Origin of the sequence: Pseudomonas putida, from assembly GCF_028682395.1 — a bacterium.
Taxonomy (GTDB): domain Bacteria; phylum Pseudomonadota; class Gammaproteobacteria; order Pseudomonadales; family Pseudomonadaceae; genus Aquipseudomonas; species Aquipseudomonas putida_AB.
Genome location: NZ_JANHLC010000002.1, coordinates 566,740 through 593,424, shown reverse-complemented (window position 1 = coordinate 593,424; position 26,685 = coordinate 566,740). Strand labels below are relative to the sequence as shown.

Below are 26,685 nucleotides of genomic sequence, written 5' to 3'. Positions count from 1 at the left end.
CGGACTTAGCGAATGCGCAACGGCCACAGTTGGTATACCGATTGTGGCGGGTCGATCACGGGCATCCAGCCCGGTTCGCCACGGGCGCACAAGGCCAGGGCATAGTCGCGATGGGCATGGTGTACCCGTGTTTCGGTACAGCCATCGGCCGCTGGGGCCGGGTTCAGGCTGCACAGGGCTGATAGGTCCGCGACGAGGCCGGTGCCACGGGCCTTGAGCAGGGCTTCCTTGCTCACCCAGCAATCGAGGAAGGCGCGTTGCGGATCGGCTGCGCGGGCAATCAATGCCTGTTCCGCCGGGCTCATGGTGCTGTGGATCAGCGCCTGGGTGATGAGTGTTGTGCCCGGGCTTTCGATATCGATCCCGCAATGCCTGTCGGCGCTGACTGCCAGCGCCACCCAACCCTGGCTGTGACTGAGATTGAAGTGCGGCCCGATGCCGGCCAGGCCGGGCTTGCCGTGCGCATCGTGGGTGAATCGCAGGTCTTGCGGGCGGCGGTGGCACAGCGCCGCCAGCACCTGGCGCTTGAGCCCATGGGCCAGAACGTAGTCGCGGGCCCGTGAAGGGTCGCGAAACGCCCGGTAGACCTGCTGTTCTTCGGCGTCAAGCAGGCCCAGCAAGGGCTGTGGATCAAGATCGGCACTGCGCAGCACAAAGCTGTGCAGCCGATTGCTGCGCAGGGCCAGGTTCACGCCGCAAGGCCGCTGGCGATGGTTCGAACCCGGTCCATGACCCACTGCGGTTGCTGCATCACCGCAAAATGCCCACCCTCGATAATCCGTAGGCTAAAGGCTTGTCCGGTCACTCGCTCCCAAGCGCGTAGCGCTTCGAAGCCCACCTGATCGTCGTCTAGCGCACCGAAGGCGTCCACCGGGATTGGCAGGGCGCCGGGATACTCATGCCGATAATCGAGGATCAGTTCCAGATCGGCCTTCAGGATCGGCACCGCCAAGTCCATCATCGGTTTGTTCTGCAAGACCTCGGGGGGCGTGCCGGCCAGGTTCGCCAGGTAATCGCGCAGGGCCTGGTCATTGAGCGGCGGCAGCCCGGCGCAGGCAGGCTGCCAGTCCGGGCTCTGGCGCGAAGAAACGAGCAGGTGGATCGGCCGCCGCTCGCTGTCGGCCAGCAGTACCCGCGCGGTCTCGTAGGCGAGCAGGGCGCCCAGGCTATGACCGAACAGCACCAGGGGTTTGTCCGGCAGGGCCCGGCACTGCTCGGCAAACGCGCTGGCCAGTTGCGCCACCGAAGTGGCGAACGGTTCGCGCAGGCGACGGCTGCGTCCGGGCAGTTCCACGGCATAGAGGTCGCACACATCGCGGGCCGCCTGCTTCCAGGGAAAGTAGCTCTGCGCGCTCCCGCCGGCACAATGAAAGCAGACCAGGCTGACCGGCGCTTCGGCGTCGGTCAGCCACGGCACCAGGGCCGTGTTCGGCAGTTCAGCGGGCTTCATTGAGCAGGTCCAATTGCGCTGCCAGGTACAACTGGCGCATCTTCGCGCGCTGGATCTTGCCACTGGTGGTCTTGTGCATGCTGGTTGGCTGGACGAAGACGATGCGGTTGAGGTTGATCCCATGGTGATCGACGACCGCGCTGCGTACTGCCGCCTTGAGCTGGACCGGGTTGTCGTTGAGCCAACGCTTGATCTCGCGGTTCAGTTCGATGGCCGCCACGATGCTCTGGCGTTGCTGGTCGTTGTCATGGCTGAACACCGCGCAGCTGGGCGGGCGCGCCTCGCCCAGTGCCTCGATAACCGTGTACTCAATGTCTTCGGGGTGCACATTGCGGCCCTCGCAGATGATCAGATCCTTGAGCCGACCACAGACATAAAGTTGCCGGTTGTTTGGGTCGATGAAACCCAAGTCGCCCGTGCGCAGGTAGGTCTGTTCATTCTCGTCGCGGATCCGCGCCTCAAAGGCCGACTGGGTTGCCGTCGGATTTTGCCAGTAACCCTGGGCGATGCCTGGCCCGCGCAGCCAGATTTCGCCGATCCGCCCCTGCTCGCAGCGCTGCTGGGTATCGGGGTCGACAATCGCCACCTGAACTTCCCACGAAGGCTCGCCGCAGCCGACCAGTTCCTGGTACGCGACACCCTCCTCGGGGGCGACCACCCGCCGCTCCAGCGCCAGGGCCAGCGGGTCGGCGATGACCGAGCGTACCGGCCGGCCGGTCGGGCCGGCGGTTACAAACAGCGTGGCTTCGGCCAGGCCGTAGCTGGGCATAAAGGCATTGGCCTGGAAGCCATGGCTGGCGTAGCGCTCGGTGAAGCGGGCGAGGCTGGCCGGGCGAACCACGTCCGCACCGTTGATGGCATGGGTCCAGTGCGACAGATCGAGGCCTTCGAGACGCTTGGCGTCATAGCGCTCCACAGCCAGGTTGTAGGCGAAGTTCGGTCCGCCGGCCAGCCGTGCCTTGTAGCGTGAAATAGCCTGCAGCCAGATCAGCGGTTGCCGGACAAAGGTCGCCGGCGCCATGAGCACGGTGTGATTGCCCAGCACAATGGGCAGCAATTGACCGAGGATCAGCCCCAGGTCGTGGTGATGGGGTTGCCAAGTCACGAAGTCGCTGGTGTGATCCAGCGACACTGAATCGCGAATCATGCGCAGGTTGGCGGTGATATTGGCGTGGCTGACCATCACGCCCTTGGGCGCCGAAGTCGAGCCGGAGGTGTACTGCAAGAAGGCGATGCGCTGCGGATCTTTCTCCAGGGGGCGGATGAATTGTGCGGGCGGGGTGCACTCGGGGGTCGGGCTGGCCATAGGCAACGCCGCTGCCGCACTGCCGGCAAAGGCCTGCTGGAGCATTTCCCGCTCGCTCTGGGCCACCAGTAGCAGGCGGCTGCCGCTGTCCTGCACGATACTCAGGCAGCGCTCGACCCGACGCCGGTTCGGCAGATTGACCGGTACGGCAATCCGATCGCACATCAGGCACGCGAGGAAGCTGGCGATAAATTCCAGACCCTGGGGAAAGAACAGCGCAACCCGTTCGCCCGGTTCTGTCAGGCCCTGCAACTGCTCGGCAATGGCGCAGGCCCGCCCCAGCAGCTGTAGGTAGCTCATCTGCCCCTCTGGCTCGCCCTGGTCGTCCAGCAGGGTGTACAGCACCTTGTCCGGGTGAACCCAGGCGCGCAAGGCCAGACTGTCGTGGATGGCCAGGGAGCCGGTAGCGCTGTTCAGTTCCTGGGCGCTCATGCAGGTCTTGTCAAACATGGGAGACCTCATTCTGGACGGCAATCTTGGCAATGGCGGTGGCCAGTTCGGCAATGGTCGGGTGTTCGAAGATCAGCGTTTGCCACAGGCGCAGTTGGAACTGCTCCTCAAGGCTGCCGATCAGCTTGGTACCTGCCAGAGAGCCCACGCCGAAAGCGCCAAGGGGGGCATGCACATCGATGTCTTCGGCCGGCAGGTCCATTTCACAGCAGATAAATTCGCTGATGCAGGTTTGTAGCGTCTCGACCAGGTTCATGGCGTTTTCCTTGAGGGGGCGTTAGCAGAAGTGGCGGCGGGGCAGAGCAGATCGAGCAACTGCGCCGTGGGTAGTGGTATCGGCAGATCGGGTTGGCTGTGCCGGCGCCAGCGATTGAACAGCCAAAGCGAGGCATCCCCCGGCAGTTGCCATTGCTCCAGCCTCTGCAGTACGCGGGCCTGGAGTTCGTGGCGAACGGGGCGGGGCTCGGCCGGTGGCTGAGTGTCAATCAGCGGCTCGCTGAAGCGGGCGAGGCAGGTTTGTAAGGCATTCCAGTCGCAGCCTGCAGAGCTGAGGTAGAAGGCTTGCAGGGCTTCGAGCTGTTCGCCGCGCGGGCGGTCGAGCACATAGCCCGGCGTGCGGCTGGCGAATTCGGGGAAACGCCAGTCGAGCAATGGGTGATGATCGACCTGTTCCAATCGGGCCAACCGTTGCTGGTGCTCGACGGGCAGACCGGCCTCGCTGCACAGCAGAAACACACTGGTAGGGATCACGAAATCCACGCCCAGATCAAACAGGGCCTGGGCGCTGGCGGGGCTGCCGATCAGGCTGCTGGCACCGATCAGGGGCCCCGATGGCACCTGACATGCGAGCGCCGCGAGCAATAGGGGCAAATGCGTATCGGCAGCGATCACCAGGCCGTCGGCGTTGGCCAGGCTAGTCTTCAGCGCGTCGGCTGATTCCACGCGTGCCAGCCAGCGAATCTGGGGGCACCCTTCGCGCAGATGCTGCCATTGGCTCGGAGCAAGCCGCTCGGCAGGGATTTCTACGCAGGCAAGCGGCTGTTTCGCGAGCCAGGCGAGCAGGGCTGAATGCGGAACGCCGTCCAGGCGCAGACCAAAACGACCCCGCAACGGCGGCTCGGCATTCAGGCCTAGGACACTGGCTTTAAGGTCGGGCTCGGCCAACCCCGCACATTCGAGTAAGCCCATGGCGCCCTGGCGTGCCAGTTCGGTCAACAGCGCCGGGGAACCCGTGGTCCCGACAAGTAACGGTCGCGGGCAGCCCAGGCGCTGGTGCAAGGCCGAGGGTGCGGCAACGGGCGGGGCAGTCGGCTGCTCGCGAATATCCTTGAGCATGCCGGCTAGAATCGCCGGTTGGCCGATCTCGATAAAATCCTTGATCCCTTCGGCCAGCAAGTGCTCGATCACCTGCTGCCATTGCACCGGATGGGTCAGGTGCTTGGAGAGCGCCTCGACCATCCCGACGCGGGTATGGGGGCGGGCCTGCAGATTGGCGATCACCGGGAAGGCCGGTTCGCGAAACTGTGCGCTCAGCGCTTGGAGAAAATCGCGAAAAGGCGCTTCTACCGCCTGCATATGTACGGTGTGAAATGGCCCGCTGACCTTTAGCGCAATGGCTCGGATAGTGTGTTCTGCGCAGTGTTCGAGCAGGCGTTCGAGGGCCGCGTGGGTGCCGCCGACAATGATCTGTCGAGGGCTGTTAAGATTGGCGATGGCCAGGCCGATGTCGGGTAGCTCGTCCAGCAGTTGCTGGACCCGTTCTCGGGGGTGGCCCAGTACCGCGACCAGCCCACCGCCCTCGACCTGGGCCATCAGCCGGGCCCGCTCGATCACGATGCGCAGGCCCAGCTTGAAGTCCAGCGCCCCGGCGGCGGTCAGCGCAGCATATTCGCCGACGCTGTGTCCGGCCGCGTAGCGAGCCACGGAGCCGTCTTCCCGGGCGGCCAGGTAGCCGAGCCAGGACACCACATAGATGGCCGGCTGGGTGTAGGTGGTCAGGTTCAACTGCTGCTCGGGGTCTTCCAGGCACAGGCGCTCTATCGAGTAACCAAGGAGGGCGTCGGCTTCGGCCACCTGTTCGGGGAAGCGCGCGAAGAGTGTCGCGCCCATGCCCTTGCGCTGGCTGCCCTGGCCTTGAAACAGCCAGGCTTTCATGCGCTCACCCGTGTCAGCGTTGCGGTTACGCCACGCAGTTGCAGGCCGTCGAGACGCAGCGCACAGCGGCCGTCGGCCGTGCACAAGGCAATATCGAAGGCCGCGCCCTGACGCTCGACGCTCAGTTGTCGCGCCTCGTGCAATGCCAGGGGATCGAGCGTTAGATGGCGAATCCGATAGGGCAGGCCCGGTTCGGTCGCGGGATCGAGAAAGCCGAGGGCTGCGCTCAAATTGCTCAATAGTCCGGCCCAGAAGATGAAATCGTCGACGCCGTGGCAGGGCTCGTGCAGGGTGGCTTGCAAGCCGTTTGCCGTGCTGCGCAGGGCCTGTATCACTTGCCCGCCAACGCTGTAGGCCAGGCCCTGTTTGGCCTGTGCGGCATAGAAGGTTGGGGCGCCCAGCTCGACTTCGGCGGGGCGGGCGGGCCATGGGGGTGCCAGCGCAATCGCTGTCGGCGTTTCAACCTGCAACAGCACCTGCGTATCGAGACTGACCTGCCAATGGTCGCGGGCGCGGGTGTACTGTAGCGCCTCGGTCGATGGCAGGGGCACGGGCGGACCAAAGCGCAGGTCACGCCAATGCAGCGTGCTGTGCGGCGTCAGCCTGCTGGCATGGCCGATCAGCCCGGCCAGGGCCATGACCGAACCGGGCAGTGCGGCGCCGGGTTCCCAGCAGTCGAGCCAGGCCTGGGCCGCCGTGGGCGCCAGACGCGGTGCGGGTGCGGGCGTTGCCTGTGCCGGGGTGTACCAGACCCGCTCCAGGCGCCAGGGATAAGCTGGCAGGGGGAATTTATTCGGGCGCGGCTCGTCGGCGTACAGGGTCGACCAGGGTGGGCTGGGCGCTTTGCCGGCTGCCCAGTGGGCTGCCCACTGTTCGAGTAAGGCTCGATTGGCCCGGCCGTCGGTCACGTCCGGTGCCGGGGTGGCAGGCAAGCCGGCATCGCTGCGCCACAGGGTATTGGACGGGGCAGGGGACGCATCGAGGTAATCGCGTAGAGCGTCGAAAAGCTGGGCGCGGCTTTGGACTACAAACGCCAGGCGCCAGGCCATGGCATCGCGCCCTTCCAGCAGGCTGCGGGCAATGGCCGCGAGGCTGGCGCTGGCAGGCAGCTCGGCGGGTAAGGCGTTGAAGCTGTCCAGGCGCGGCTCTTCGACCACGTGCAGCGTCGCTTCGCTCACCAGTCGCTCAACCACTTCTTCCAGGCTGATCGCGCCGCGCCAGGCATCGATGGGCGTGTCGAGTTGCTGGGCTTCCAAGGCCTGTTCCAGGCAACCGACAAAATAGCCGGCATCGACCTTCAGCGTCGCCAGTGGCGTGGCGGTGCCGTTGTCGGGCATTAGACCCAGCAGGTCGCGCAGACGCTCAACCAGCGCCTGGCGCAGGGCGGCGCTGGCGTCGGGCAGGGGTTCGCCAAAGGCGGCGAGCAGTTGCCGGGCGCGGGCCCGCAGGCCGTCTTTATCCTTGGCCGAGAGCAGCAGCAGATACGGTCGGTTGTCGTCCGCCGCGGGGCTATCGACAGCGGGCTCGGCGGCCTTGAGCACCACGTGGGCGTTGACGCCGCCAAAGCCGAAGGCACTGACGCCGGCCAGCAGCGGTGCATGCGCGTCGACCACCAGAGGGGCGGTAGCGTCGGGCAGATAGAACGGGCTGTCCGCCAGACTGATCTGTGGGTTGAGCGCGCTGTGGTGCAGGTTGCCGACCACCTGACGATGTTGCAGGCACAGCAGGCCCTTGATCAGCGAAGCGATGCCAGCTGCGGCTTCCAGGTGGCCGATCTGAGTCTTCAGTGCGCCCAGGGCGATAGGGGCGCCGGTGCCGGCGACGGGCAAGGCTTTTTTCAGGGCATTGATTTCAATCGGATCGCCCAGAGGCGTGCCAGTACCATGGGTCTCGATCAGGCTGGCCTGGCGTGGCGAGTAGCCGGCACGCTGCCAGGCACGCTCGATCACATCGGTCTGCGCCTTGGGATTGGGCGCGGTAAAACTGTGGGCGCGGCCGCCGTGGTTCTGCGCGCTGGCGCAGATTTCCCCATAGATAAAGTCGCCATTTTCCCTGGCAGCGGCCTGGGGCGCGAGGACCAGGGCTGCGATGCCTTCGCCGCGCACATAGCCATCGGCGCTGGCGGCGAAGGTCTGGCAGTGTCCGGCATGGCTAAGCATGCCGGCCTTGGAGAAGGCGACAAACAGTTCAGGGCTGAGTAGCAGGTTGACCCCGCCGACAATGGCCAGATCGCATTCGCCGGCCTGGAGTGCCTGGCAGGCGCGATGCACGGCGACCAGTGAACCGGAGCATGCCGTATCAATGGATTCGCTGGGGCCTTGCAGGTCGAGACAGAACGAGACCCGATTGGCGATGGCGGTCAGGGCGCTGCCCGTGCCGCGCCAGGCATCGGTTGGCACGCCGTCACGGCGCAGCAGCCCCGCGTAATCGCTATGACCGACACCGACAAATACCCCGACCCGTCGCCGGGCCAACTGCGCAGGTGCGTAGCCGGCATCTTCGAGGGCGGCCCAGGCGGCTTGCAGAAACAGTCGCTGTTGCGGGTCCATGCTCTGGACTTCGCGCGGCAGGATGGCGAAGAAGCGCCCATCGAAGCAGTCGACGTGTGGGGTGAAGCCTGCTCGCTGGCAGTAGCTGGTCTCGTCACCGGTCTGCAACTGACTGTCGTAGTCGCGCCAGTTCCAGCGCCCGGCCGGCACTTCGCCGACGGCGTCGGTGCCTTGTGTCAGTAACTGCCAAAAGGCCCGCAGATCGACGGCCCCGGGGAAGCGGCCGTGCATGCCGACCACGGTGATCGGCGCGGCGGTGGGAGGCGTCACGACTGGCATGGGACAGGCTCCAGGGCATCGGCGGTCTTGGTTGGGTGTAGGGCGGTGTGAGTGTCGTAGCCGTGGGCGCGGCTGTGCAGCGGTCCTTGGTGTTCACCGGCTTGGGCACGCTGGCGACCCAGACGCAGTTCCCTGGCCAGTGCGTGCATATAGGTTGGGCCATGCATTTCGTAGTGGTTGCGTGGGGTGGCGAGAAACTCGCGGTCGATGACCTTGCGCTCGGCGGCAATCTGCTGGCGTTCGATCTCGGCGGATGGGCGCTGATACTCGCCGGCAAAATAGTCAGCAGCCAGTTCGGCCTGGCGTTCCATCATGTCGAGAAAGCCCCAGGTCACGGCCTGGAACACGCCGATAAATGCCATGTTTTCGACGTCGGGCAGGAAGATCCGCTGGAACAGCGGGATGCGGTTTTCCTTGATCTGCAACAGGCTTTGCGCCAGGAACGGGAAGTCCGTGTGGTAGCCGGTGGCATAGATCACCGAATCGACATCCAGGCAGGTGCCATCGACAAAATGCACGGTTTTGCCGTCGATCCGCTGCACCTGCGGTACGATTTTCAACTTGCCGTCGCCTACCCGGTTGGCGAAGTTTTCGGAGAGAGTTGGCAGGCTCGACATCATCAAGTGGTCGGGCTTAGGCATGCCCATTTGCTTGCGCTTGGCAATCAACAGGTTGTATAGCCCGGTGAACATCAGGCCGTGAAGCGGGAAGGGCAGGAGCTTTTTCACCCACCAGTCGTTCAGGCGCCCCAGCACCTTGTCGATGCGGGCGCCGAACAGGTAGTGCGGCAGCACATAGACGCCACGGCGTAGCGACAGGTAGGTCATGCGCGCGTCGTGGCTGACATCCACGGCGATCTGCGCGCCGCTGTTGCCGACACCGACGACCATCACCGCCTTGTCCTGATAGGGATGGCGATAGCGGTACTGCTGGGAATGGATGCTGTCGATCTCGGACTGGGCCGCGTAGTCTGGCAGGTTTGGCGTGTTGTGATGGCCGTTGGCGACAACCAGGGCGTCGTAGTGCCGCACTTCGCCGGAGCCCAGGGTGACCTGCCAGACGCCATCCGGCAGACGTTCGGTGTGTTCCACCGGGCAGTCGAGGTGGATGGCGTCGCGCAATTCGAAATGCTCGACAAAGCTGTCGAGGTACGCGTGGACCTGGCGGTGTGAGGGAAAGTCTGGGTAGTGCTGCGGCATGGGGAAATCGCTGAACTGGTACAGGCCCTTGGGCGTGTTCATGTTCATGCTGTGCCACACCGAGGTGTGCTGGCCCGTATGGTCGAAAGCCCAGATGCCGCCAATGCGCTCACGCTTGTCGAAGCAGTCGAACGCCATGCCCTTGCGCTTGAGGGCGCGGGCCATGCACAGCCCGCCGACCCCGGCACCGATGATGCAGACCCGCGGGCCAGAGCCCGTTAGCGGACGAATAGCGGCCACCGTCGAAGAGGCGTGGCTTGGCGAGTTGACGCGAGTGTGCTCAGTCACAGGTTCAGTCCTTTTTTTTTGATCAGGCTCGACAGAAATCCGGCGGTGCGGGTATCTCCCAGACGCAGGTTGTGTTCGGCACAGTCCTGCAGCACGCCATCGATGCCCAGGGCCAGGGCACGGCGCAGGTTCGCGATGATGAGGTCAATGGCTTCGCGGTCGATGTTCAACGGCGGCAGGTAACGCAGGCAGTTGTTGTAGATCGGGCAGACGGCAGCGGCCACGCCGCCTGCCGGATCACGCAGCATGCTGCCCCAGAGCAGGTAGCCGAAGCTGCGCTCGATAAAGGCCGGGGTTCCACCCAGTTCGAGTTCGATGGTGAGCATCAAACCTTCGGCGCGGACCTCGCGAATCTGCGGGAAGTCGCGTTGCACCTCCAGCAGGCGCTGTTGGAAGTAGTCGCCTTGAACCCGCGTCTGCTCCAGCGCTCCGTCACGCTCCAGGGCTTGCAGGCAATTGAGTGCCAGGTGTGCGCTCAGTTGGGAAATGCCGCGCGCTTGCAGATCGGCCAGGCGCTGCGGATGGCGCTGCGCGGCCCGTTGCGCCAGGGTTTCGTGGTAGAGCACCACGCCCATGGGGAGCAGGCTGTCGCACAGGGCGCTGCCCAGGACGACAATATCCGGACGAGGGACCTGGGCCTGGCTGTGCAGGAAGCGCCCGGTCACCAGGCTGGTCTGGGTTTCGTCGATGCCAACCAGGTAGCCGCCGGTCTCGCGATGGCGCTCGATCAGGCTGATCAGCGGCGCGGGGATCGGGCGTGAAGCGTTGGCATCGACCTGGATGGTTTCGAACCAGACCATCGCGATTTCGCCGCTCTGCAGATGACCGAGCAACTGTGCCTCGGCATCGCTGGCCAGTGGGTCGATAAAGACCGTATGGGCGTGAAGCGGCTCGAAGGGCGTACGGAAGGCATCGAAGTCCAGGCTGTGCGAAGACGCTGCACTGACCATGGAAAACCCCAGGCCGCCGCTGAAGCACAACAGCTTGCGTCGCGCCCCCGGTGCCGCCAGCAGGCCGAGCGTCAGGGCCGCCTCCACCCCCGTGACGTTGCTTGAGGCGGGCAGCGCCAGAGGCAGGCCGGTTCTGGCCTGCAGCAGGCTCTGCAGTTCGCCCCAGTAATCGCGTCGGTTATCGTGCTGGCGCGCCACCTGGTCAATGACATCCAGGGGGTTCAGACCGCGCGGGCAGGTCCCGACATTGACGAAGCAGTCGATGATTTCCCGGGATGGCCGGCCGTCCTCAATCAGGCGTGAACGCACGCCCCGGGCTTCGTAGAAGCGCCCATCGAAACCGTGCATGCGGGCGATTTTCGCGTAACCGCTGTTGCCGTAGCGCAGGTGCGCCTGATAAGTCGCCTCGCTGCTGCTGGCAATCTGGCGCAGTTGTCGTTGTTCGGCGGCATCCAGCCCGGGAGCGAACTGCGTCATCAGGTGCTCGAACGCCAGTTTGAACGGCAGGCCGAAGTTGCTCATGACATGGCGTACATAGCTTTCATTCGGCGTCATCAGCCAGGGGTTCTTTACACGCTCGTGCACCAGGCAGGCGCCCAGCGGCGTCTGGAAGCCACTCAAACCTTCACCGAAGACCACCAGGTCAGGGCTTTCGCGCAGGGCCAGCAGTGGCCAGTTATCGGCCTGTCGGCAATGCTCGACAACCACGCTGAGAATACCGCTGCCCGCCAGCCCCGCGATCCAGGCATCGCAGGCGGCCGGGCTGGCGTCGGCAGCCTGGATGCAGGCCACTGCCGCCAGTTGCTGCGGGCCGCTCTGGCGCTGGTAGGCGCAAGCCTCGCCGAGGCTGGCAACGACCCGGACACCCGGCACCAGGGCGCTGGCATCGGCTCGCTGCAGCGGGTCGAAATAGCGGGCCCAGTAGCCGCTGTCATCAATCAGCAGCAACTCGCCCTGGCCGTCGGGAGTGCGGTTGCGCGCATGGTGGCGGGCCAGGCGCAGGGCGGCGTCCAGGGACTCCTCCAGGGACGTCATGAAATAGCTGCGGTAATCGGCGGGCTCCCGTTTGCCGCGTTTGCTCAGGTGGTTGAGCAGCAGCGCGGTTTGCGCCGCCGGCGCCGACAGGATCGCGCAATGGCCCTGTTCGCCATGACGCAAGTAGGCTTCCAGATTTTCCAGGGTGTGCGCGGTGGCAGGCAGGAACACGGGTGGGCGCGCAGTGGCCTGCGGCCGTTCGGCGGTCGACAGGCTTTGCACAAACTCCAGCAGCAACTGGTTGTAGCGCTGGTGATGGGTAAACCCGAGCAAGTGCCCGGCGCCCTCGATCTCGATCAGCTCGGCATGAGGCACGGCCTTGGCAATCAAAGCCGAGTAGGCCGGCGGTTGATAGGCATCCTCGCTGCCGCAAATAATCCGGCAGGGCAGTTGCAGGCTCGCCAGGCGCGAGCGCAGGTCCAGATCGCCGATGACCTGCTGGTAAGCCGGCAGCGCGGGCATGTTCCAGTTGCGATTGAGGGTCATGAAGCGGGGGCTTTTCTGCAGTTCGGCCATCAGCGCCGGGAAGTTCGATGCACCTTCGCCGAAGGGCGAGCTGACGGTGATGCACAAGCCCGCGCAGCGTTGTGGATAGGCCAGGGCAAAGGCCTGGGCGAGCACGCCGCCAAAGGAGTAGCCGATCACCGGGATGGGCTGGTTGATGCCCAATTGATCGAGCACCACCGCGAGGTCGTCCACCAGATTGCCGATGGCCAGGGATTCGGGCAGTTCAGCGTCGCCGCAGCCTGGCATGTGAAACATGATCAGCCGGTGGTTGTCGCCCAGGGCCTGCATTTGCAGGCGCCACATCACGTCGTACTGCATCACCAGACCGCCCAGCAGCAACAGCGGTGTGCCACTGCCGTAGGTGGCGCATTCCAGGCGTGCGCCCTGGGGCCGACGAATGTGCACCAGGCAGGCCTGACGGGAGATCTGCAGCTGTTCGTCGAGCAATTGCTGGCTCGGTTCGCCGCTTGGGCTATCGAGTGCGGTGGGGCGAGCGGGCGCCACGCTCTGATGGTGTTGCCACAGCGCTTCAATGCTCAGGGCAGTGGCACCGGGAAGCGCCGAGGCGGGGGCGTTGACGGGTGCTGGCATCACGGCAACCGCAGGTACGGGGCTTGCTGCCACTGGGGCCACTGGGGCAGAGGGGGCCGGTTGCACGGCGACTGGCGCCGTAGCCGTAACCTCGACCGTGGCCGGCCGGGCGACTGGAGCCTGGCCGTAATGCTCAAGCAATTGCGCGTGATGGTTGGCCAGCAGATAACCGCAGAAGTTGTGCAGGTTCTGGAATTCGAAGAACACCGTCGGCGGTACGTTGATGCCAAAGCGCTCGGTAAACACCGTGCCGATTTCCGTCGAGGCGATGGAGTCCAGGCCGTAGTCCATCAAGGCGCGGGTTGCAGAGAAGTCTTCGGGATCGATCTTCAGAATGTCCGTCAGCAGTTGGCGCAGATCGTCCAGCAGGCGTTGCTCCAGCGCGGGAGGTGCCGTGTCGAGGCTATCGAGCATTTGCAGGGCCTGGCTGGCACTGAGCGCGCGGGTGCCCGGTTCACGGGCGAGGGGCAATTGGGTGGATGAGTTCATGGTGGGCTCTCGGCGTGAGGTCGCGGATCAGGCGCTCTGGGAAAAGGTCTGCGCAGGCTTGAGCTGCGCGGTCAGGTAGTTGATCGCCTTGACGAATTTCCACAGGTCGACCTCATGGGCATGCCGTTGGGTCTGCATAAAACGCTGCTGGCCGAGGTCGAGCATCTTTGGTTGCAGCTTGATCTGCTGCACGGTGTGCCAGGCCGGGCTGCGCAGGGCGCGAGCCTGGATATAGGCGGCCACGAAGCGACCGGTCATATTGGCCAGGTTGCCAATGCCCGAAGGGGTATTGAGATAGCCGACGAACAGCAGGTCATCATGGCTGGCCGGCAGCATGCGCAGGAACAGCGAATCGAAGTCGCGTTTCCAGTCGTAGGTGTCCAGCGGCAGGAAGGACAGGTCGATGTCATAGCCGGTGGCCCAGACGATCAGGTCGAGGGTTTCCACACTACCATCGGTAAAGTGCACCTGCTGGCCGTCGAAGTGGCTGATATCGGGTTTGGCCTGCACATCGCCATGGCCGATGTAGTAGAGAATCTGCGAGTTGAGGATCGGGTGGCATTCGCGGATGTCGTGGTCCGGCGCCGGCAGGCCGTAGTCACAGCCGTCATAGCCGGCGAACTTGAAGCTGCGCTCGACATGGGCCCAGTACTGGTCTTCGTCGGCGAACTTGGGCGCTTGGTCCATCAGCCATTCCTGGGTCGGCTGGCCATCAATGAATTTGGGCATGTAGTGATAGCCCCGCCGGGTTGAGTGCAGTGCGCGGCGGGCGGTCTGCGCGGCGTCGACAGCGATGTCGCAGCCGGAGTTGCCACCGCCGACCACCAGCACCCGCTTGCCGCGAAACTCCTCTGAGCAACGGTACTGGCTGGCATGCAGGGTGGCGCCGCTGAAGGTGCCCGGGTACTGGGGGATTTTTGGTTTACCCAGCAGGCCATTGCACACCACGACCACTTCATAGCGTGCCTGGCTGCCATCGTCCAAGTGCAGCAGCCAGCCTTCTGGCGTCTTGTCCATCCGGGTGACGCGGGTGTTGAAACGGGTATGCCGATCCAGTTGCAAGTGCAGGGCCAGTTGGGCCAGGTAGTCGAAGACCTGGTTGTGCCGTGGGTAGTCGGGATACTCCTGGGGCATCGGGAAGTCGGGCAACTGGGTGTTGCGTTTGGTGCTGATCAGGTGCACAGCTTCATACATTTTTGAAGCCGGACCGTCGGGCTGCCAGTTCCCGCCGAAACGCGCGGTGGCTTCGATCATTTCAAAGGCCACGCCAATCTCGCTAAGGGCCTTGGCGACACCGATGCCGCTGGCCCCTGCGCCGATAATGGCGATCGTTGGCTGCTGCTTCATTGCATGACTCCCTGTAAAAGTTGAAGGTGGCGGGTACCGGATTCAGAGCATCGAACGGAGTAGGTCGCGCGCCTGCTCCTGGCTGATTTCGCGCCGCGCCAGGCGGTCGAGAATGTCCTGGGGCGTTGCCGTGGGCACTGCCGATGACGTGGTCAATGGCGCGGCTGACGGGGGCGCAGGGGGCGGTGCGCCGGTCATGCTCGGTGACGAGCTGATCCAGTACCGTCGACGCAGAAACTCGTAGCCGGGCAGAGGTACTTTGCGCCAGGCCAGGCTGGCGCTCGGCAGGCTTTGTGGCGCGCCGTACGCCAGCCAGGCCTGGGCCAGCGTCTGGTCTTTGGCCGCCGGCTTGGGCCCGCTGAGCAGCACCCGGGTGTCGGTAGTCGACGGGCTCATCAGCCACTGGCCCACCTGTTGGCGCAGGTCGTCGAAATCTGTGGCGATCACTGCCAGGCGGGCTTCATCAAAACACTGGCGGCCGTCCAGCAGGGTGCGGGCGACATCCAGGGTGGTGTAGCGGCGCAGGCCCAGGTACTGGGCCGGGTGCTCGGGGGCCAGGGCGCGTTCATGCTCCAGGCAGTCGACAAAGCGCTGCAGATAACCGCGCAGTTGCCCGGTGCTGCGAGCGCTGAATACAAACGCCTGGGCGCCGGTGGCTGGGGTTGTCGGTTGTGGCCGGGCATCTTCGAGCAGCAGGTGGGCATTGGCGCCGCCGGCACCAAAGGAGCTGATCGCCGCGACCCGCGGCAAGCCGTCCGCCGGTTCCGGCCAGGCAGCCAGACGCTGTTGGACGACAAAGGGCGTCTTGCTGAAATCGATATTCGGGTTCAGCGGCTGGGCGTGGATCGACGGGGCCAATTGCCGATGCTTGAATTGCAGCAGCACCTTGGTCAGTGCGGCCATGCCGGCGGCCGATTCGAGATGGCCGATATTGGCCTTGATCGAGCCGATCGGGCACTGCCAATCGGCCGGTACCTGGGCGGCCAGAGCTTTGCCCAGGCCGCGAATCTCGATGGGGTCGCCCAGGCTGGTGCCGGTGCCGTGGGCTTCGATGTAACCCAGCCGGGTGGCAGGCAGGCCCGAGCGCCGCAGGGCCCGTCCGATCACCTGGGCCTGGGCGTCGGCATTCGGCACCGTATAGCCGGAGGTGCGGCCACCATGGTTGAGTTCGCTGCCACGGATCACCCCGTGGATATGGTCGCCATCGCGCAGGGCCTGGCTCAGTGGTTTGAGCAGCACCACGCCGACCCCCTCACCGGGCACATAACCATCGCCATCGGCGCCAAAGCTGCGGCACTGGCCTTGCGTCGAGGCAAAGTTCAGCTCGCACAGCATCCGGTACTTATAGGGGTGCAGGGACAGGTTGACGCCTCCGGCCAGGGCCAGTTCGCAACTGCCGCTGCGGATCAGGTCGCAGGCCAGGTGCAGGCTGGTCAGGGACGAGGAGCACATGCTGTCGATGGCGAACGAGGGCCCTTCCAGGTCCAGGCAGAACGACACCCGATTGGCAATCGAGGCATAGGACGAGTTGCTCAGGGTCGCGGGTCGCTGCGGCCAACTGGAGGCGCCGTAGAACTGGTATTCGCCGTACATCACCCCGGCGACCACGGCGACGCGGCGTCGATCCACCCCTGGCTGGCGCGGGCCGGACAGGGTCTGCGGGGTGTAGCCGGCATCTTCGACGGCATGCCAGGCGGTCTGCAGAAACAGCCGCTCCTGCGGGTCCATCCGCTCGGCATCGCGCGGTGAAATGCCGAAGAACAGTGGGTCGAAACAATCGAAATCGTCGACCAGGCCACCCCAGCGGGCGTAGAGCCGATCATTCCCGTCCGGTTGCTCCCAGCGGGAGGTCACTTCGCTGATCAGATCGTCGCCGGCTGCCAGATGCTGCCACAGAGCCTGGGCATCGCGAGCCCCGGGGTAGCGCCCGGCCAGACCGATAATTGCAATGTCCTGACGTTGCCCGTCGGCGTCGGGGTGGAGTATTGGCGAGGTTGTGTGGAGTTCCAGGCCGGGTGATGGTGCTTCGGGCTGCGGCTCAGCAACGGTTGACGGCACCAGTCTGGCGACGTCGTCGGGATGCTCGGTGCTGAGCAGGGCGGCCAGCTCGCGCAGGCTGCGGACTTCGAACAGCACGGTTTTTGATAGGCTGGGGAAGTGCTGCTCCAGGCGGCCGTTGAGTTCCATCACCAGGATTGAGTCGAGACCGAAGACTTCCAGTGAGGTGTCCGGGTCGACCTTGTCCAGGGCCGTGGCCGTGACTTCGGCCAGTTGTCGGGTCAGGTAGTCGAGCAGCGAAGGCGAGTCGGTCGCGCCCTGGGGCGGCACTTGCGGGGTCTCGACGGTCGTGGGGCTGACGGCCTCGATGCCGAACAGTCGGGCCACGGCGTCGCGTTTGCCGCAGACCGGAATCAACACCACCTGGGGCAGTGTCAGGCAGTGCAGGAACGTGGCCACGGCCTGATTGCTCGGCAGCAGTGCCAGGCCATGTCGTGTCAGCCATTGGCGCACCGGTTCCGGGGCCTGCATGCCGTGTTCGGTTTGCCATAGCGGCCAGGCAATCGACAGCGAGCGGCCATGGCGCTGGCCGTCGGTACAGCGTTGCTGGCGTGCCTGCATAAAGCGGTCGAGCCAGGCATTGGCCAGGGCGTAGGTACTTTGCCCGACATTGCCGTAGACCCCGGCCAGGGACGAACAAACCATAAACAGCTTCAGCGGGTCGCTGGCGGTGGCCTGGTCCAGATGGAGGGCCGCCAGGGTTTTGCCCCGCAGTACTGATTCGCGTTCGGCGGCCGGCTGGCGCAGGAAGAAACCGTCCTGCAGGACTCCGGCGCAATGGATCACCCCATGACAGCCGCCCAAACGCTGGCGAATATCGACCAGGGCCGTGTGCACGGCGTTGGCGTCGGCACAGTCGGCCTGCCAGTAGCCGGCGTCGGCGGCGCCCCAGTGTTTGAGCTGCGCCAGCCATTGGGCAGCGTCCTCTTCGGCGGTGCGCCGCCCCAAGAGCGCCAGGCGCAGACCGCCGATTTTTGCCAGGGCTTCGCCCAGAGCACGACCCACTGCACCCAGGCCGCCGCTAATGACCAAGACGTCGCCCGAGGCCCATTGCGCGGGTGTGACGGTGGGCTGCGGCGTGACAAAGCGCAGGCTTGCCACGTGCCGTTCACCCCGGGCCAGTGACACACGGCTGACGCCCGGCTGGACGATGGCCAGCAGCTCGCGTGCCAGCGCCTCGCGTTCAGCGGCATCGGGATGGGCGCTGGTTTCGATCAGGCTGGCACTCAGGCTCGGGATCTCCTGGACCACCGAGCGCAGTAGCCCTTCAAGGGCGCTGACGGGGCCTGGATGCAGCAGGACCTGGATATGCAGATGGGGCGTTTTTTGGCCCTGGCAGAGCTGACGCAGCAACTCTGCACTTGTCAGAGCTGCCTCCAGGCCTTCGCCCAGCGCGCCGTCCTCGGCGTCGATTTCGCGCAGATCGAGCAGCAGGCGTTCGGGCGTCAGTTGTTCGGTTGTCAGCAGCCGCAGCAGCAATTCGATGTGGCGCGGATCGCCCAAGTCGGCCTCGACGGTGCGCGGCGACTGGTAGCGGAACTGAGGGGCCGCGAGTAGCTGCCAGGCGCTGTCACGCAGCGGCGCGGGCAGTTGGGCAAAGGCTTGCGGATCGCTGCACAGCACCAGGGTGGTCGGGGTCGACGCCGCGTGGACGGGCGCTGCGGGTTGGGGCTGCCAGTAGGGTTCGAGCAGATGGACGGCCGTCTCGGGTTCGACCCGGTATTCACGAAAGGCAAAGGCCTCGATGGCCATCAACAATTGGCCGCTTGCGGCGAAGACCTGGAAATCGTACAGGTGCATTCGACTGGCCTGGGAGGGGCGCGCACGTACATGCACAAAGCAGTGCTCGGTCAACGGCCCGTAGCAGCGCAGGGACTGGCAGGTGTAGGGGACGAAGGTTGCGTCGACCTGGCTGTTGCCGCGCACAGCGGTGACAAAGGCGCTTTGCAACACCGCGTCGAGCAGCGCCGGATCGAGCGCGCTCAAGGGCTCACCCAAACGCTGCTCGGCGCGCCAGCGCACTTCGGTCAGGGCTTGCGCCTCGCCCAGCCAGGCGCCGGCCAGGCAGCGGAAGGTCGGGCCATAGGCAATGCCCAGGCGCTCAAGGGTGGGGTACAGCGTGTCGAGGGCCAAGGCATCGGGGCATTCACTGTGCACGCGGGCCAGGCTTGGCAGGTTCGTTGCCGGTGCCGGTGCCGCACGGCAGTCGCCACGGAAACTGGGGCTGGCTTCGCTGGCTGGCAATGGCTGGAATTCCAGGCGCAATCCCTGTTCCAGGCGTTCGCTGCGGCATTCGACGGTGCGTACTTGGCCGGGTTCGAAGCGGATCGGGCTGGCCCAGGTCAGTTTATGCAGTTCCAGCGGCAGCTCCAGGCCCTGGCGCCGGGCTTCGTTGTAGCAGAAGTCGAGGTAGGCCGCCGCGGGCAGCACCGGTTGCCCCTGGACCTGATGATCGCGCAGGAAAAACTGCCGGGCGTCGAGTTGTAATCGGGTGCTGGAGCCTGTGGTGACGGGGTCGATCCGGGGCAGCGCGTGCCGGTCCGCAACAAAGGGGTACAGAGGTGCGGCCAGCGGGCTCGGCGGCTGCGGCCAGAAGCGGCTCCAGGTGCCGAGCCGGCCTTCGACCCAGGCCACGGCCAGTTGTTCGGGATCGGTGCTGTCCAGCTCGCTCGATACGGCGCCAGACGTCAGCAGTCGGCCTTGATAGCCGATCGGTGTGCTTGACGGCGCCGGTTGCAGAAAGCCTTTGAGGCCTGCCTGTAATTGGCTCAGGTCGCCAGCGGCCAGGGCGAAGCGATATTCGAACGCCGGGCGGCAGCATTGCAGGGTGTAGGCCAGTTGGCGGGCGGATTCGCCAGGGTGACGTTGCAGCCATTGGAGCAGTGCGCGGGCCTGCTCGCGCAATTGGGTTTCGGTACGTGCCGACAGCGGATACACCGCTACACCGGCGCTGCCGGCCTGTGGCGCACGGTCGGGGGCCTGCTCGACGATCACGTGGGCATTGGCGCCCCCGGCGCCGAATGAGCTGATCCCGGCGCGGCGCACGCCCGCTTCGGCGGTCCAGTCCCGAGCGGCACGGACCACCTGCAGATGGCTATGCTCCAGGCCAGCGTCGGGGTTCAGGGTCTGGGCATGGAGTGAGGGCGCCAGGCGCCGATGCTGCAGTTGCAGGACCACCTTGCTCAGGCTGGCCATGCCTGCAGCTGCTTCCAGATGGCCGAAATTGGCCTTGATCGAGCCGATATGGCAGGCCGTTGTGGCGTCGGCGCCACCCAGCGCCTGCTTGAGACCTTGCAGCTCGATGGGATCGCCCAGTCGGGTGCCGGTGCCGTGGGCTTCGATATAGCTGATGCTGGCTGCCGGCACCCGGGCGTCGGCCAGGGCCTGTTCGATCAGCGCCGCCTGGGAACTGGCGCTGGGCACGGTATAGCCGTTGGTGCGTCCACCATGGTTGACCGCGCTGCCCTTTAGCACTGCCAGGATCCGGTCGCCATCGCGCTGGGCTCTGGCCAGCGGCTTGAGCACCAAGGCGGCGACCCCTTCACCGGGGACAAAACCATCGGCGGCGCTGCCGAAGGTATGGCAACGCCCGCTGGGCGAAAGCATGTGTTGTTGGCACAGCTGTACGTATTTGGCCGGGTGGGTATAGAGATTGACCGCGCCGACCAGCGCCGCCCGGCATTCGCCCTTGCGCAGGCTGTCGATGGCCAGGTGCAGAGCGGTTAGAGACGAGGAGCAGGCGGTATCGACGGCCAAGCTTGGCCCGCACAGATCGAGGGCGAACGACACCCGGTTGGCCACCGACCAGGGCAGTCCGTTGGGGATTGCGGTCTGCCCTGCCTGCCAGAGTGCCGGCCCGAGCAGTGGGTAGGTGTTACTGGTAATGCCGACGAATACGCCGATATCCAGCGCACCGTTGGCATGACGCAGCAATTGGCTGCGCTCGCCCAGGTGGCCGCTATCTTCCAGGGCATGCCAGGCGCATTCGAGAAACAGCCGCTCCTGTGGGTCCAGGCAGGCGGCTTCCCGGGGCGGAATGGCAAAGAACTGGGCGTCGAACTGATCGATGTTCTGCAGGAAACCGCCCCACTTGGCGTAGCTCAAGCCGCTGTTGCGTGAATCAGTACCGGCTTCGAAGAAGCCCTCCAGGGGCCAGCGCTCGACGGGGATTTCGCCAACCGAGTCAACGCTCGCCAGCAGGTTTTGCCAGAGCTCGTCGAGTGTGTTCGCGCCAGGGAAGCGGCCGTGCAGGCCGACGATCGCGATATCCGTGGGCGTGTGGTTGTCGTCGTGCGGCGCCAGGGCGGTAATGAGTGGCCAGGTATCGGCGGCTGCTGGAGTCGTTGGCTCAGTGGGGGCGCGGTCCTGCAGATAGTGAGCGCTGGCCTTGGGGTGTTCGCGCAGTAGGTGCGTGGCGACGTCGCGAATACAGCGGCAATCGAACAGCAAGGTTTTGTTTAGGTTGGCAAAGATGGGCTGGATCAGTTCGTTGAAATTGAGAATCGCCAGGGAAGTCAACCCAATCTCCTGGAAGGTCGCTTCGTTCTGCAGAACATGCAACTCGACACCTGTCGCTTGATGAAGCAATTGGCGGACCAGGTCCATCAGGGCAGCGCGCGAAAGTTCATCCTCAGTGTCGAGCATTTTCATTCCTTGAATAGAGACAGTACTTATCGAGCAGGTACGAAAACGCGCATGGCAATAGCCATGTTGGCGTTCAGGAGTTCTGGATATTTAGATGGGAGTTTGCGCAACTGGCTGGCAGAAAACCTGCCGCCAGTTGCTCTGCGGTGAGCGCAGTTACAGCGTAATGCTGGTGGCGGGGTAGAACAGAGTGTTGAGGATCAGGAGAATGACCCAGAAGCCGATTTCCAATGTTTCGGTAATCGGTTGAATACGTTTGATAGCGCCATATACATGGACAAAGAACATGGAACCAAAAACAAGGAACAGTAGATCGAAGGGATAGCTGAAAGAGGTTCCGGTAGTTGCAGAACGCAACGAGGCAGCTTCGATAACCAGAATAAAGGCCCCCAGGCAGCGACCGAAGTAGATGGCCAGGTGATCATGCTCCGGGATGGTCCAGCGCATAAGGCGGGCCCAGGCCAGTGGTGCGATGAAAAGGGGAAGGGCAAAGAACAGCGTGGTCAGGATCATCAGGGTGGTGATGTATTCCTTGCTGTATTGCGCGTAGTAGCCAAGCATCGACGAACTCCTTGTTCCATTGGCGCGGTGTAGCGCCATTCAATTGTTATTGTTGTTATGTGTTGCCGGTTTTCCTGGCGGCAAGAATCGCGAGGGCGTACCGGGTTGTCAAGCGCGCCAAGGGCGCGTCAATACCAAAGAGGGGAGGTAAGGGTCATAAGGGTTAATACTTAGGATGCGGAGGGATTAAAGGAGTAAAAAACCGCCATCAAGGATATTGGTAGACGGCTTTTTGTTGCGTAGAGCAGGCGAAGTGAGACAGTGGGGAAACTATCTGGAAGTAAATACAAGCGTCAGTAAACCTCTGATTTCTCCGCCAGTGGGTGTGCCGGTGGGAATCAGTCGAGCTTTGAAACGCTGTTCGATGGTGTCGCCAGTGATACTGAAACTACCCTCGCTCATTTTGTACCGGCGAGTGAGGTCCACACGGGTGCCATCTTCCTTCATGACTTCAATGGCAATGCCTTTGGCGCAGGTGGTGCAGGCGTCGTTGGCGAGGGTCCCATCATAGTTCAACTTGCCGGAATGGAAGGCCATCGACATGGCTCCGTTGAAGAGGTTTGCAGCAGCGGCACTGCCGCAGTTCTTCAGTTGGACACTGAACGAACGCTCGCTGGTGTGCAGTTGGTCAAGGGCCAGTTGGTCAAACCGGACGGGGGTACTGATCTGGGCCAGTGCACAGTTCGAAACCAGGGTTCCACTGGTGGCACTCAGATGGGGTCGCCCCCAGTCGTTCTGGACCCGGCCCTGGCTGTTGATGGCCACAAAGCTGTTGGTCAGGGGAAACTCGAGCACATTCAGGCCAGGAGGCAGGTTGGTGGTAGGGCCGGTTTTTATGTACTCCAATGCCACGGGGATCTTGAACCCGGTAACGCTGGAGGTGGGCGATCCGGCAACCATCTCGAACACCAGGTTTTCCGGTTTCGGCGATGGTTCGTTGCACTGCAGGGCGCTACCGCGAGAGCTGCGCAGGCGTACACCGATCCCCTGTACGGGGTGGCCGTTGGGCTGTTTAAGCTGACAGGTTTGATTGTCCATGCCGGCCTGCATCTGCGTGGTGCGATAGACCCTGAATGTATCGCCCGGTTGGCCGCCGCCGCACAGGATAGGCATATCGATGGTCATGTTGCCCAGGATGTTGCGCAGGGGGATGTCATTGAAGGGGTGCATGTAGTTGATAACGTGAGGCACCGGCATGCTTGGCTCTGGCTGATGGGAGCCGGCTGCGCACCAATATTCCGAGGCCGCGGCCAGGCTGGGAAACAGCGCCAGAACCAGCAGGCCGCACCTGGCCGATCGGCTGAGGTGCGGTCTAGCTGACGTGGTGGTGATCATCAGTTTCGACATAGTCCGTGTCTCTCTGCTGCGCAAGCGGGGTGGGTGGTGGGGGCGTTAGGGCGTGGGTTGGACGACAAGTCGCATCAACTCATAGCCTGGCTTGGGGGCGAAGTCTTCGAGGTGGTAGGCCCCGTAGTAGGTCTGGCCCGAGGATTTGACCAGCAGGGTGCCCTGTTGCTCTTCAAGCAGTACCAGCGCTCGCCCATTCGGGTCGGCGATTGCCAGTAGTCGCCCTTCGGGGGTCTCTACGCTGGTGCCGAAAGGAAACCGGCTGCCGTCCGCATGCAGCAGTTCGAACTGCACGCGTCGTCCGAGCTTGGTGGCGAAGCGGGCCAGTGTGATCGAGCCGCGACGGGGGATCAGTTGTTGGGTCGGGGTGTCGATCTCCATATCGGATCCCAGATCGCGGGTATCCAGATTGACCCAGTTGGTTCGATACGGGTTGGTATTGGGCAGTACCGCATAGCCATTGAAACCAGTACTGGAACCGTTGAAGTTGCTGAGTCGGGTGCCCTGCGGGCCTGGAACTTCGACCAGGGCGAAACTCTCGCCCAGAGGCTGGCCCAGATTGACGCCGCCGGCATGAGCGACGATTGAGCCGTTGGCGCCGAAGGTGCTGCCCCGGTAATCGCGGCCCTGGCTGTATCCGGCGTCCAGGCGGGCGACCGAGGTCATGGTGCTGAGGCTGGCTGAGGTGGTGGCCCCGTCGCGTCGATCATGCCCGGCCTGAAGCGAGTAGTAAGTGTCGTCGAACCCGGCCAGGCCTCCATTGAGGCCCATCTGCAGATTGCGTTGGCCATCGCTTTGGGAGCTGTAGTTGCTCAGCAAGCGGGGAGCCCGGGTGCCGCCTCCGAGAGGGAAGGACAGGCTTAGATTCAGCCGTGTGAGGTTTTCCACATTGTAGTTGCCGGGGTTGCGTGTATAGGTGCCGGCAATGTTGTAGTTCATCGAGCGCCAGGTATTGCTGTAGCCCAATTGGTACTGCTGCGAGCGCCCAGGCTGGTTCCAGAAGCGTTGCTCGCTGCCGGAGAAGTACAACGAGCCATTGCTACGTTGTCCCAGTGTCTGGTTGATGGTCAGGTCCAGGCGCGACTTTGCGCGGCCTTGCATGCTTGCTCCACGTTGCAGGCCAGATTCGGCGATGTGTTCGGCGAGCGTGCGATAGCCGGCGGTGGAGTACCGATAGCTGGCCAGGGTTAATGTGGTGTCGGTACTGCTGAGTGTTTTGGAATACAACAGGCGCAGGCTGTGGCCACTGTTTTTATTCTCGCGGGCCTGGCTATCGGACTGGGTGATGTCGGCCGAGACAGCACCCAGAAAGGTGTTCCGGGTCAGGCCTAGGTTGGTGGCCCGAAAGTTGGGTGCCCATTGCAACCCGCCCGTCAGGGTCGTGTTGTCGGTGAGGCCGAATGCCAGGCCAGAGCTGAGTAGCTTGGGCGACTCGTCCCTCTCGTCGTTGCTGTCGTACTTGCCGAGTGCCAGGTCGTAGCGCAGCCGTCCTCGGCGAACCATCTGTGGCAAGGCGGCATAGGGTTGGACGATATCGCGTCGTCGCCCGTCCGATTCGATCACGGTAATCAGCAGATCGCCATTGGAGCCGTTGGGGTAAACATCATCGATCACGAACGGGCCGGGCGTTACATTGACGCTGCGCAGCAGGTATCCGTTCTGGCGAATCTCCACGGTAGCGTTGGTCTCGGCATCCCCACGAATGGTAGGCGCGTAGCCGCGCTCGCTATCCGGCAGCATCGCGTCATCGGAGGCCAGCACGACGCCCTTGATCCTCACGCTGTCGAAGGTTTGCGAGGGGGTGTAGGTGGAGCCCAGCGTTAGCTGGCTTTTCAATGCGGTGATATCGCGCTGAGCAAAGGTCCGGTTGCTTTTGAACTGGCTGGTTTGGCCTGTGCCGGAAGACAGCGTCGATTCGTTGCGCAAACGCCAGGCGCCAAGGTTGATGCCATTGCGCATGCCCAGATAGTAACTTTCACTGGTACTGCCGTGATTGTTGTTACGCCGCCCGTTGAAGTTGTAGTTGATAAACGCGGCATTAACGCCCTCATCCCACAAGGCTGGATCGACATAGCCGCGAGCGCTGCGCGACATGGAGGCCTGGGGCACGCTGATGTTCAGGTGCAAGCGCTCGGCATCGTATTCGACACTGCTGTGTTCGACCTGTGCCGGCAGGTCATAACAACGTTGGCGCAAGGATTCGTCGACCTTGCCGGCTTCGCGTAGAGCCTTGATATCCAGGCCAAGAGCTTCGAGCATGTCGAGATTTAGACAGGCTTCGACCTGGCCAGTACGTGTGTTTTTGTCGAACACAATGTCCTGACGTCCACTCAGGTTGCGGTTGATGTAGATATCTACCCGGTAGGAGCCTGGCAGGATGTTGCTGCCGCGCAGAAAGTCATCGAGATCAATGGTGCTTCCGCCGTTCTTGAGAAACTGGGTGCTGAATTGAGGTGCTGACGACTCGGCTGCACCGTTACCTTGCGCCAAACCATACTCGGGTATTACCAGCGTGGCTGCGATGCAAAGCAGGCTGGACAGGTGTGTAGGTTTGGCGCAGAGGCAATGGAGTGAAGGCGCCAGACCTGAGCGGCGCGAGTGAGCGTCTGTCATGGATACTACACCTGGGTAGGCTGCGAAGTCGGAGGGGTGAAGGGGCGAGGGAATGGCAAGCGCCATTACTCGCGTTGTGCCTGCGCGACTTGGTTGGCGGTCAGGGTGGCCCTGTAGCGATTGGTACCGCCGTAGTCATTGATGGCGGTGAACTTCAATGTCATGGATGACGCCGCCGAGTAGGGCGAAAGCGCAATACGGGTGCTTTGCCCCGGTGCGACCATTGGGGCGTCCTGGGCCCTGGCTTCCTGGCCATTGGCATGGACGGTGACTTCAGCGAGCGAGACGTGGAAGTGGCTGGGGTTGTCGACCTGCACAAACAGCGCGTTGCCCTCGCGAACCAGCTTCCAGTTCAGGGCTAGCGGAGCCATTATTGCTTCGCCAGTGAGACCCGCGGGGCGATAGAAGAGCTTGATACGCTGGCGCACTGCCAGTTGCAGGGTATTCATGCCCGGGGCAGCCTGGGGGATTTCCTGAGCATTGATCCAGAATACCGACTCCTTGTCGGTGGGTACGCCAGTTCCCTGGAACAGCACGCGAAGCTGTTGCCGGGCATTACCTGCCATGCGTGCCAGTGGCGGTGTAATTGCAAACGGTACGGTATCGTCGCTATTTTCGGTTTCCAGCCAGGATTGTAGGAGTATCTGTTGCGCTCCTTGATTGGTGACCGACAGGCTAGCCTCTTTATCCTTTTCATTAAATATAACGCGTGTTGCATTAAGCGAAATGCCAGCCAGGGCTTGGTTGAAAAATAGAGTGCTGATCAAAAAAGTGCCGAAAAGTATACCGCGCCGAAACATGCCGATCCTCTCCCTGTTTAATGCGTGGGGTGCTGTCGTGGGTGATGTGTTGGGTTGTATGGGGTTTT

Annotated in this window: 14 protein-coding genes; all 14 read right to left on the bottom strand. The window is 63.6% G+C overall.

The annotated features are described in order from the left end of the window. Window positions 1-5: 5 nt before the first annotated feature. The 14 genes from NPS46_RS08040 to NPS46_RS07975 all read right to left on the bottom strand — a co-directional run bounded on the left by NPS46_RS08040 (window position 6) and on the right by NPS46_RS07975 (window position 26,617). Complete coding sequence (locus NPS46_RS08040; RefSeq protein ID WP_274105925.1) at window positions 6-692, bottom strand: 4'-phosphopantetheinyl transferase family protein; 687 nt, start codon at window positions 690-692, stop codon at window positions 6-8. After that, the gene (locus tag NPS46_RS08035; RefSeq protein ID WP_274105923.1) at window positions 689-1,450 is read right to left on the bottom strand and encodes a thioesterase II family protein; all 762 of its coding nucleotides are present in this window, start codon (window positions 1,448-1,450) and stop codon (window positions 689-691) included. The genes NPS46_RS08040 and NPS46_RS08035 overlap by 4 nt, the downstream gene beginning before the upstream one ends. Continuing rightward, window positions 1,437-3,206: a fatty acyl-AMP ligase gene (locus NPS46_RS08030; RefSeq protein WP_274105921.1), complete on the bottom strand. Its 1,770-nt coding sequence runs from the start codon at window positions 3,204-3,206 to the stop codon at window positions 1,437-1,439. The genes NPS46_RS08035 and NPS46_RS08030 overlap by 14 nt, the downstream gene beginning before the upstream one ends. Beyond that, window positions 3,199-3,462 (bottom strand): acyl carrier protein, encoded by a 264-nt coding sequence (locus tag NPS46_RS08025; protein WP_274105919.1) that lies wholly within the window; start codon window positions 3,460-3,462, stop codon window positions 3,199-3,201. The genes NPS46_RS08030 and NPS46_RS08025 overlap by 8 nt, the downstream gene beginning before the upstream one ends. Further along, complete coding sequence (locus NPS46_RS08020) at window positions 3,459-5,360, bottom strand: acyltransferase domain-containing protein (protein ID WP_274105917.1); 1,902 nt, start codon at window positions 5,358-5,360, stop codon at window positions 3,459-3,461. The genes NPS46_RS08025 and NPS46_RS08020 overlap by 4 nt, the downstream gene beginning before the upstream one ends. Further along, complete coding sequence (locus NPS46_RS08015; RefSeq protein WP_274105915.1) at window positions 5,357-8,188, bottom strand: beta-ketoacyl synthase N-terminal-like domain-containing protein; 2,832 nt, start codon at window positions 8,186-8,188, stop codon at window positions 5,357-5,359. Before NPS46_RS08015 ends, NPS46_RS08020 begins: the two co-directional genes overlap by 4 nt. Next, window positions 8,176-9,675, bottom strand: a complete 1,500-nt coding sequence (locus NPS46_RS08010) for a flavin-containing monooxygenase (protein ID WP_274105913.1) — start codon at window positions 9,673-9,675, stop codon at window positions 8,176-8,178. The genes NPS46_RS08015 and NPS46_RS08010 overlap by 13 nt, the downstream gene beginning before the upstream one ends. Continuing rightward, the gene (locus NPS46_RS08005; RefSeq protein WP_274105911.1) at window positions 9,672-13,247 is read right to left on the bottom strand and encodes an alpha/beta fold hydrolase; all 3,576 of its coding nucleotides are present in this window, start codon (window positions 13,245-13,247) and stop codon (window positions 9,672-9,674) included. The genes NPS46_RS08010 and NPS46_RS08005 overlap by 4 nt, the downstream gene beginning before the upstream one ends. A gap of 27 nt (window positions 13,248-13,274) precedes the next feature. Beyond that, window positions 13,275-14,594 carry a flavin-containing monooxygenase gene (locus NPS46_RS08000; protein ID WP_274105909.1) on the bottom strand — a complete coding sequence of 440 codons (1,320 nt, stop codon included), beginning with the start codon at window positions 14,592-14,594 and terminating at the stop codon, window positions 13,275-13,277. A gap of 42 nt (window positions 14,595-14,636) precedes the next feature. Continuing rightward, window positions 14,637-21,296 carry an SDR family NAD(P)-dependent oxidoreductase gene (locus NPS46_RS07995; RefSeq protein ID WP_274105907.1) on the bottom strand — a complete coding sequence of 2,220 codons (6,660 nt, stop codon included), beginning with the start codon at window positions 21,294-21,296 and terminating at the stop codon, window positions 14,637-14,639. Between the two features lie 156 nt (window positions 21,297-21,452). After that, complete coding sequence (locus NPS46_RS07990) at window positions 21,453-21,857, bottom strand: hypothetical protein (RefSeq protein WP_274105905.1); 405 nt, start codon at window positions 21,855-21,857, stop codon at window positions 21,453-21,455. Between the two features lie 270 nt (window positions 21,858-22,127). Then, entirely contained in the window at window positions 22,128-23,054 is a 927-nt protein-coding gene (locus tag NPS46_RS07985; RefSeq protein ID WP_274105904.1) for a fimbrial protein, read from the bottom strand. A gap of 195 nt (window positions 23,055-23,249) precedes the next feature. Next, window positions 23,250-25,694 carry a fimbria/pilus outer membrane usher protein gene (locus NPS46_RS07980; RefSeq protein ID WP_274105903.1) on the bottom strand — a complete coding sequence of 815 codons (2,445 nt, stop codon included), beginning with the start codon at window positions 25,692-25,694 and terminating at the stop codon, window positions 23,250-23,252. 188 nt (window positions 25,695-25,882) lie between these two features. After that, on the bottom strand, window positions 25,883-26,617 hold the full coding sequence (locus NPS46_RS07975; RefSeq protein WP_274105902.1) for a fimbrial biogenesis chaperone: 735 nt from the start codon (window positions 26,615-26,617) through the stop codon (window positions 25,883-25,885). Between the last annotated feature and the right edge of the window lie 68 nt (window positions 26,618-26,685).

Excerpts from the sequence above, each read along its gene's own strand:
- NPS46_RS08035 (WP_274105923.1), bottom strand. The coding sequence starts at position 1,450 with ATGAAGCCCGCTGAACTGCCGAACACGGCCCTGGTGCCGTGGCTGACC.
- NPS46_RS07975 (WP_274105902.1), bottom strand. The coding sequence starts at position 26,617 with ATGTTTCGGCGCGGTATACTTTTCGGCACTTTTTTGATCAGCACTCTA.
- NPS46_RS08030 (WP_274105921.1), bottom strand. The coding sequence starts at position 3,206 with ATGTTTGACAAGACCTGCATGAGCGCCCAGGAACTGAACAGCGCTACC.
- NPS46_RS07985 (WP_274105904.1), bottom strand. The coding sequence starts at position 23,054 with ATGCCGGTGCCTCACGTTATCAACTACATGCACCCCTTCAATGACATC.
- NPS46_RS07990 (WP_274105905.1), bottom strand. The coding sequence starts at position 21,857 with ATGCTTGGCTACTACGCGCAATACAGCAAGGAATACATCACCACCCTG.
- NPS46_RS08000 (WP_274105909.1), bottom strand. The coding sequence starts at position 14,594 with ATGAAGCAGCAGCCAACGATCGCCATTATCGGCGCAGGGGCCAGCGGC.
- NPS46_RS08015 (WP_274105915.1), bottom strand. The coding sequence starts at position 8,188 with ATGCCAGTCGTGACGCCTCCCACCGCCGCGCCGATCACCGTGGTCGGC.
- NPS46_RS08020 (WP_274105917.1), bottom strand. The coding sequence starts at position 5,360 with ATGAAAGCCTGGCTGTTTCAAGGCCAGGGCAGCCAGCGCAAGGGCATG.
- NPS46_RS08025 (WP_274105919.1), bottom strand. The coding sequence starts at position 3,462 with ATGAACCTGGTCGAGACGCTACAAACCTGCATCAGCGAATTTATCTGC.
- NPS46_RS08005 (WP_274105911.1), bottom strand. The coding sequence starts at position 13,247 with ATGAACTCATCCACCCAATTGCCCCTCGCCCGTGAACCGGGCACCCGC.
- NPS46_RS07995 (WP_274105907.1), bottom strand. The coding sequence starts at position 21,296 with ATGCTCGACACTGAGGATGAACTTTCGCGCGCTGCCCTGATGGACCTG.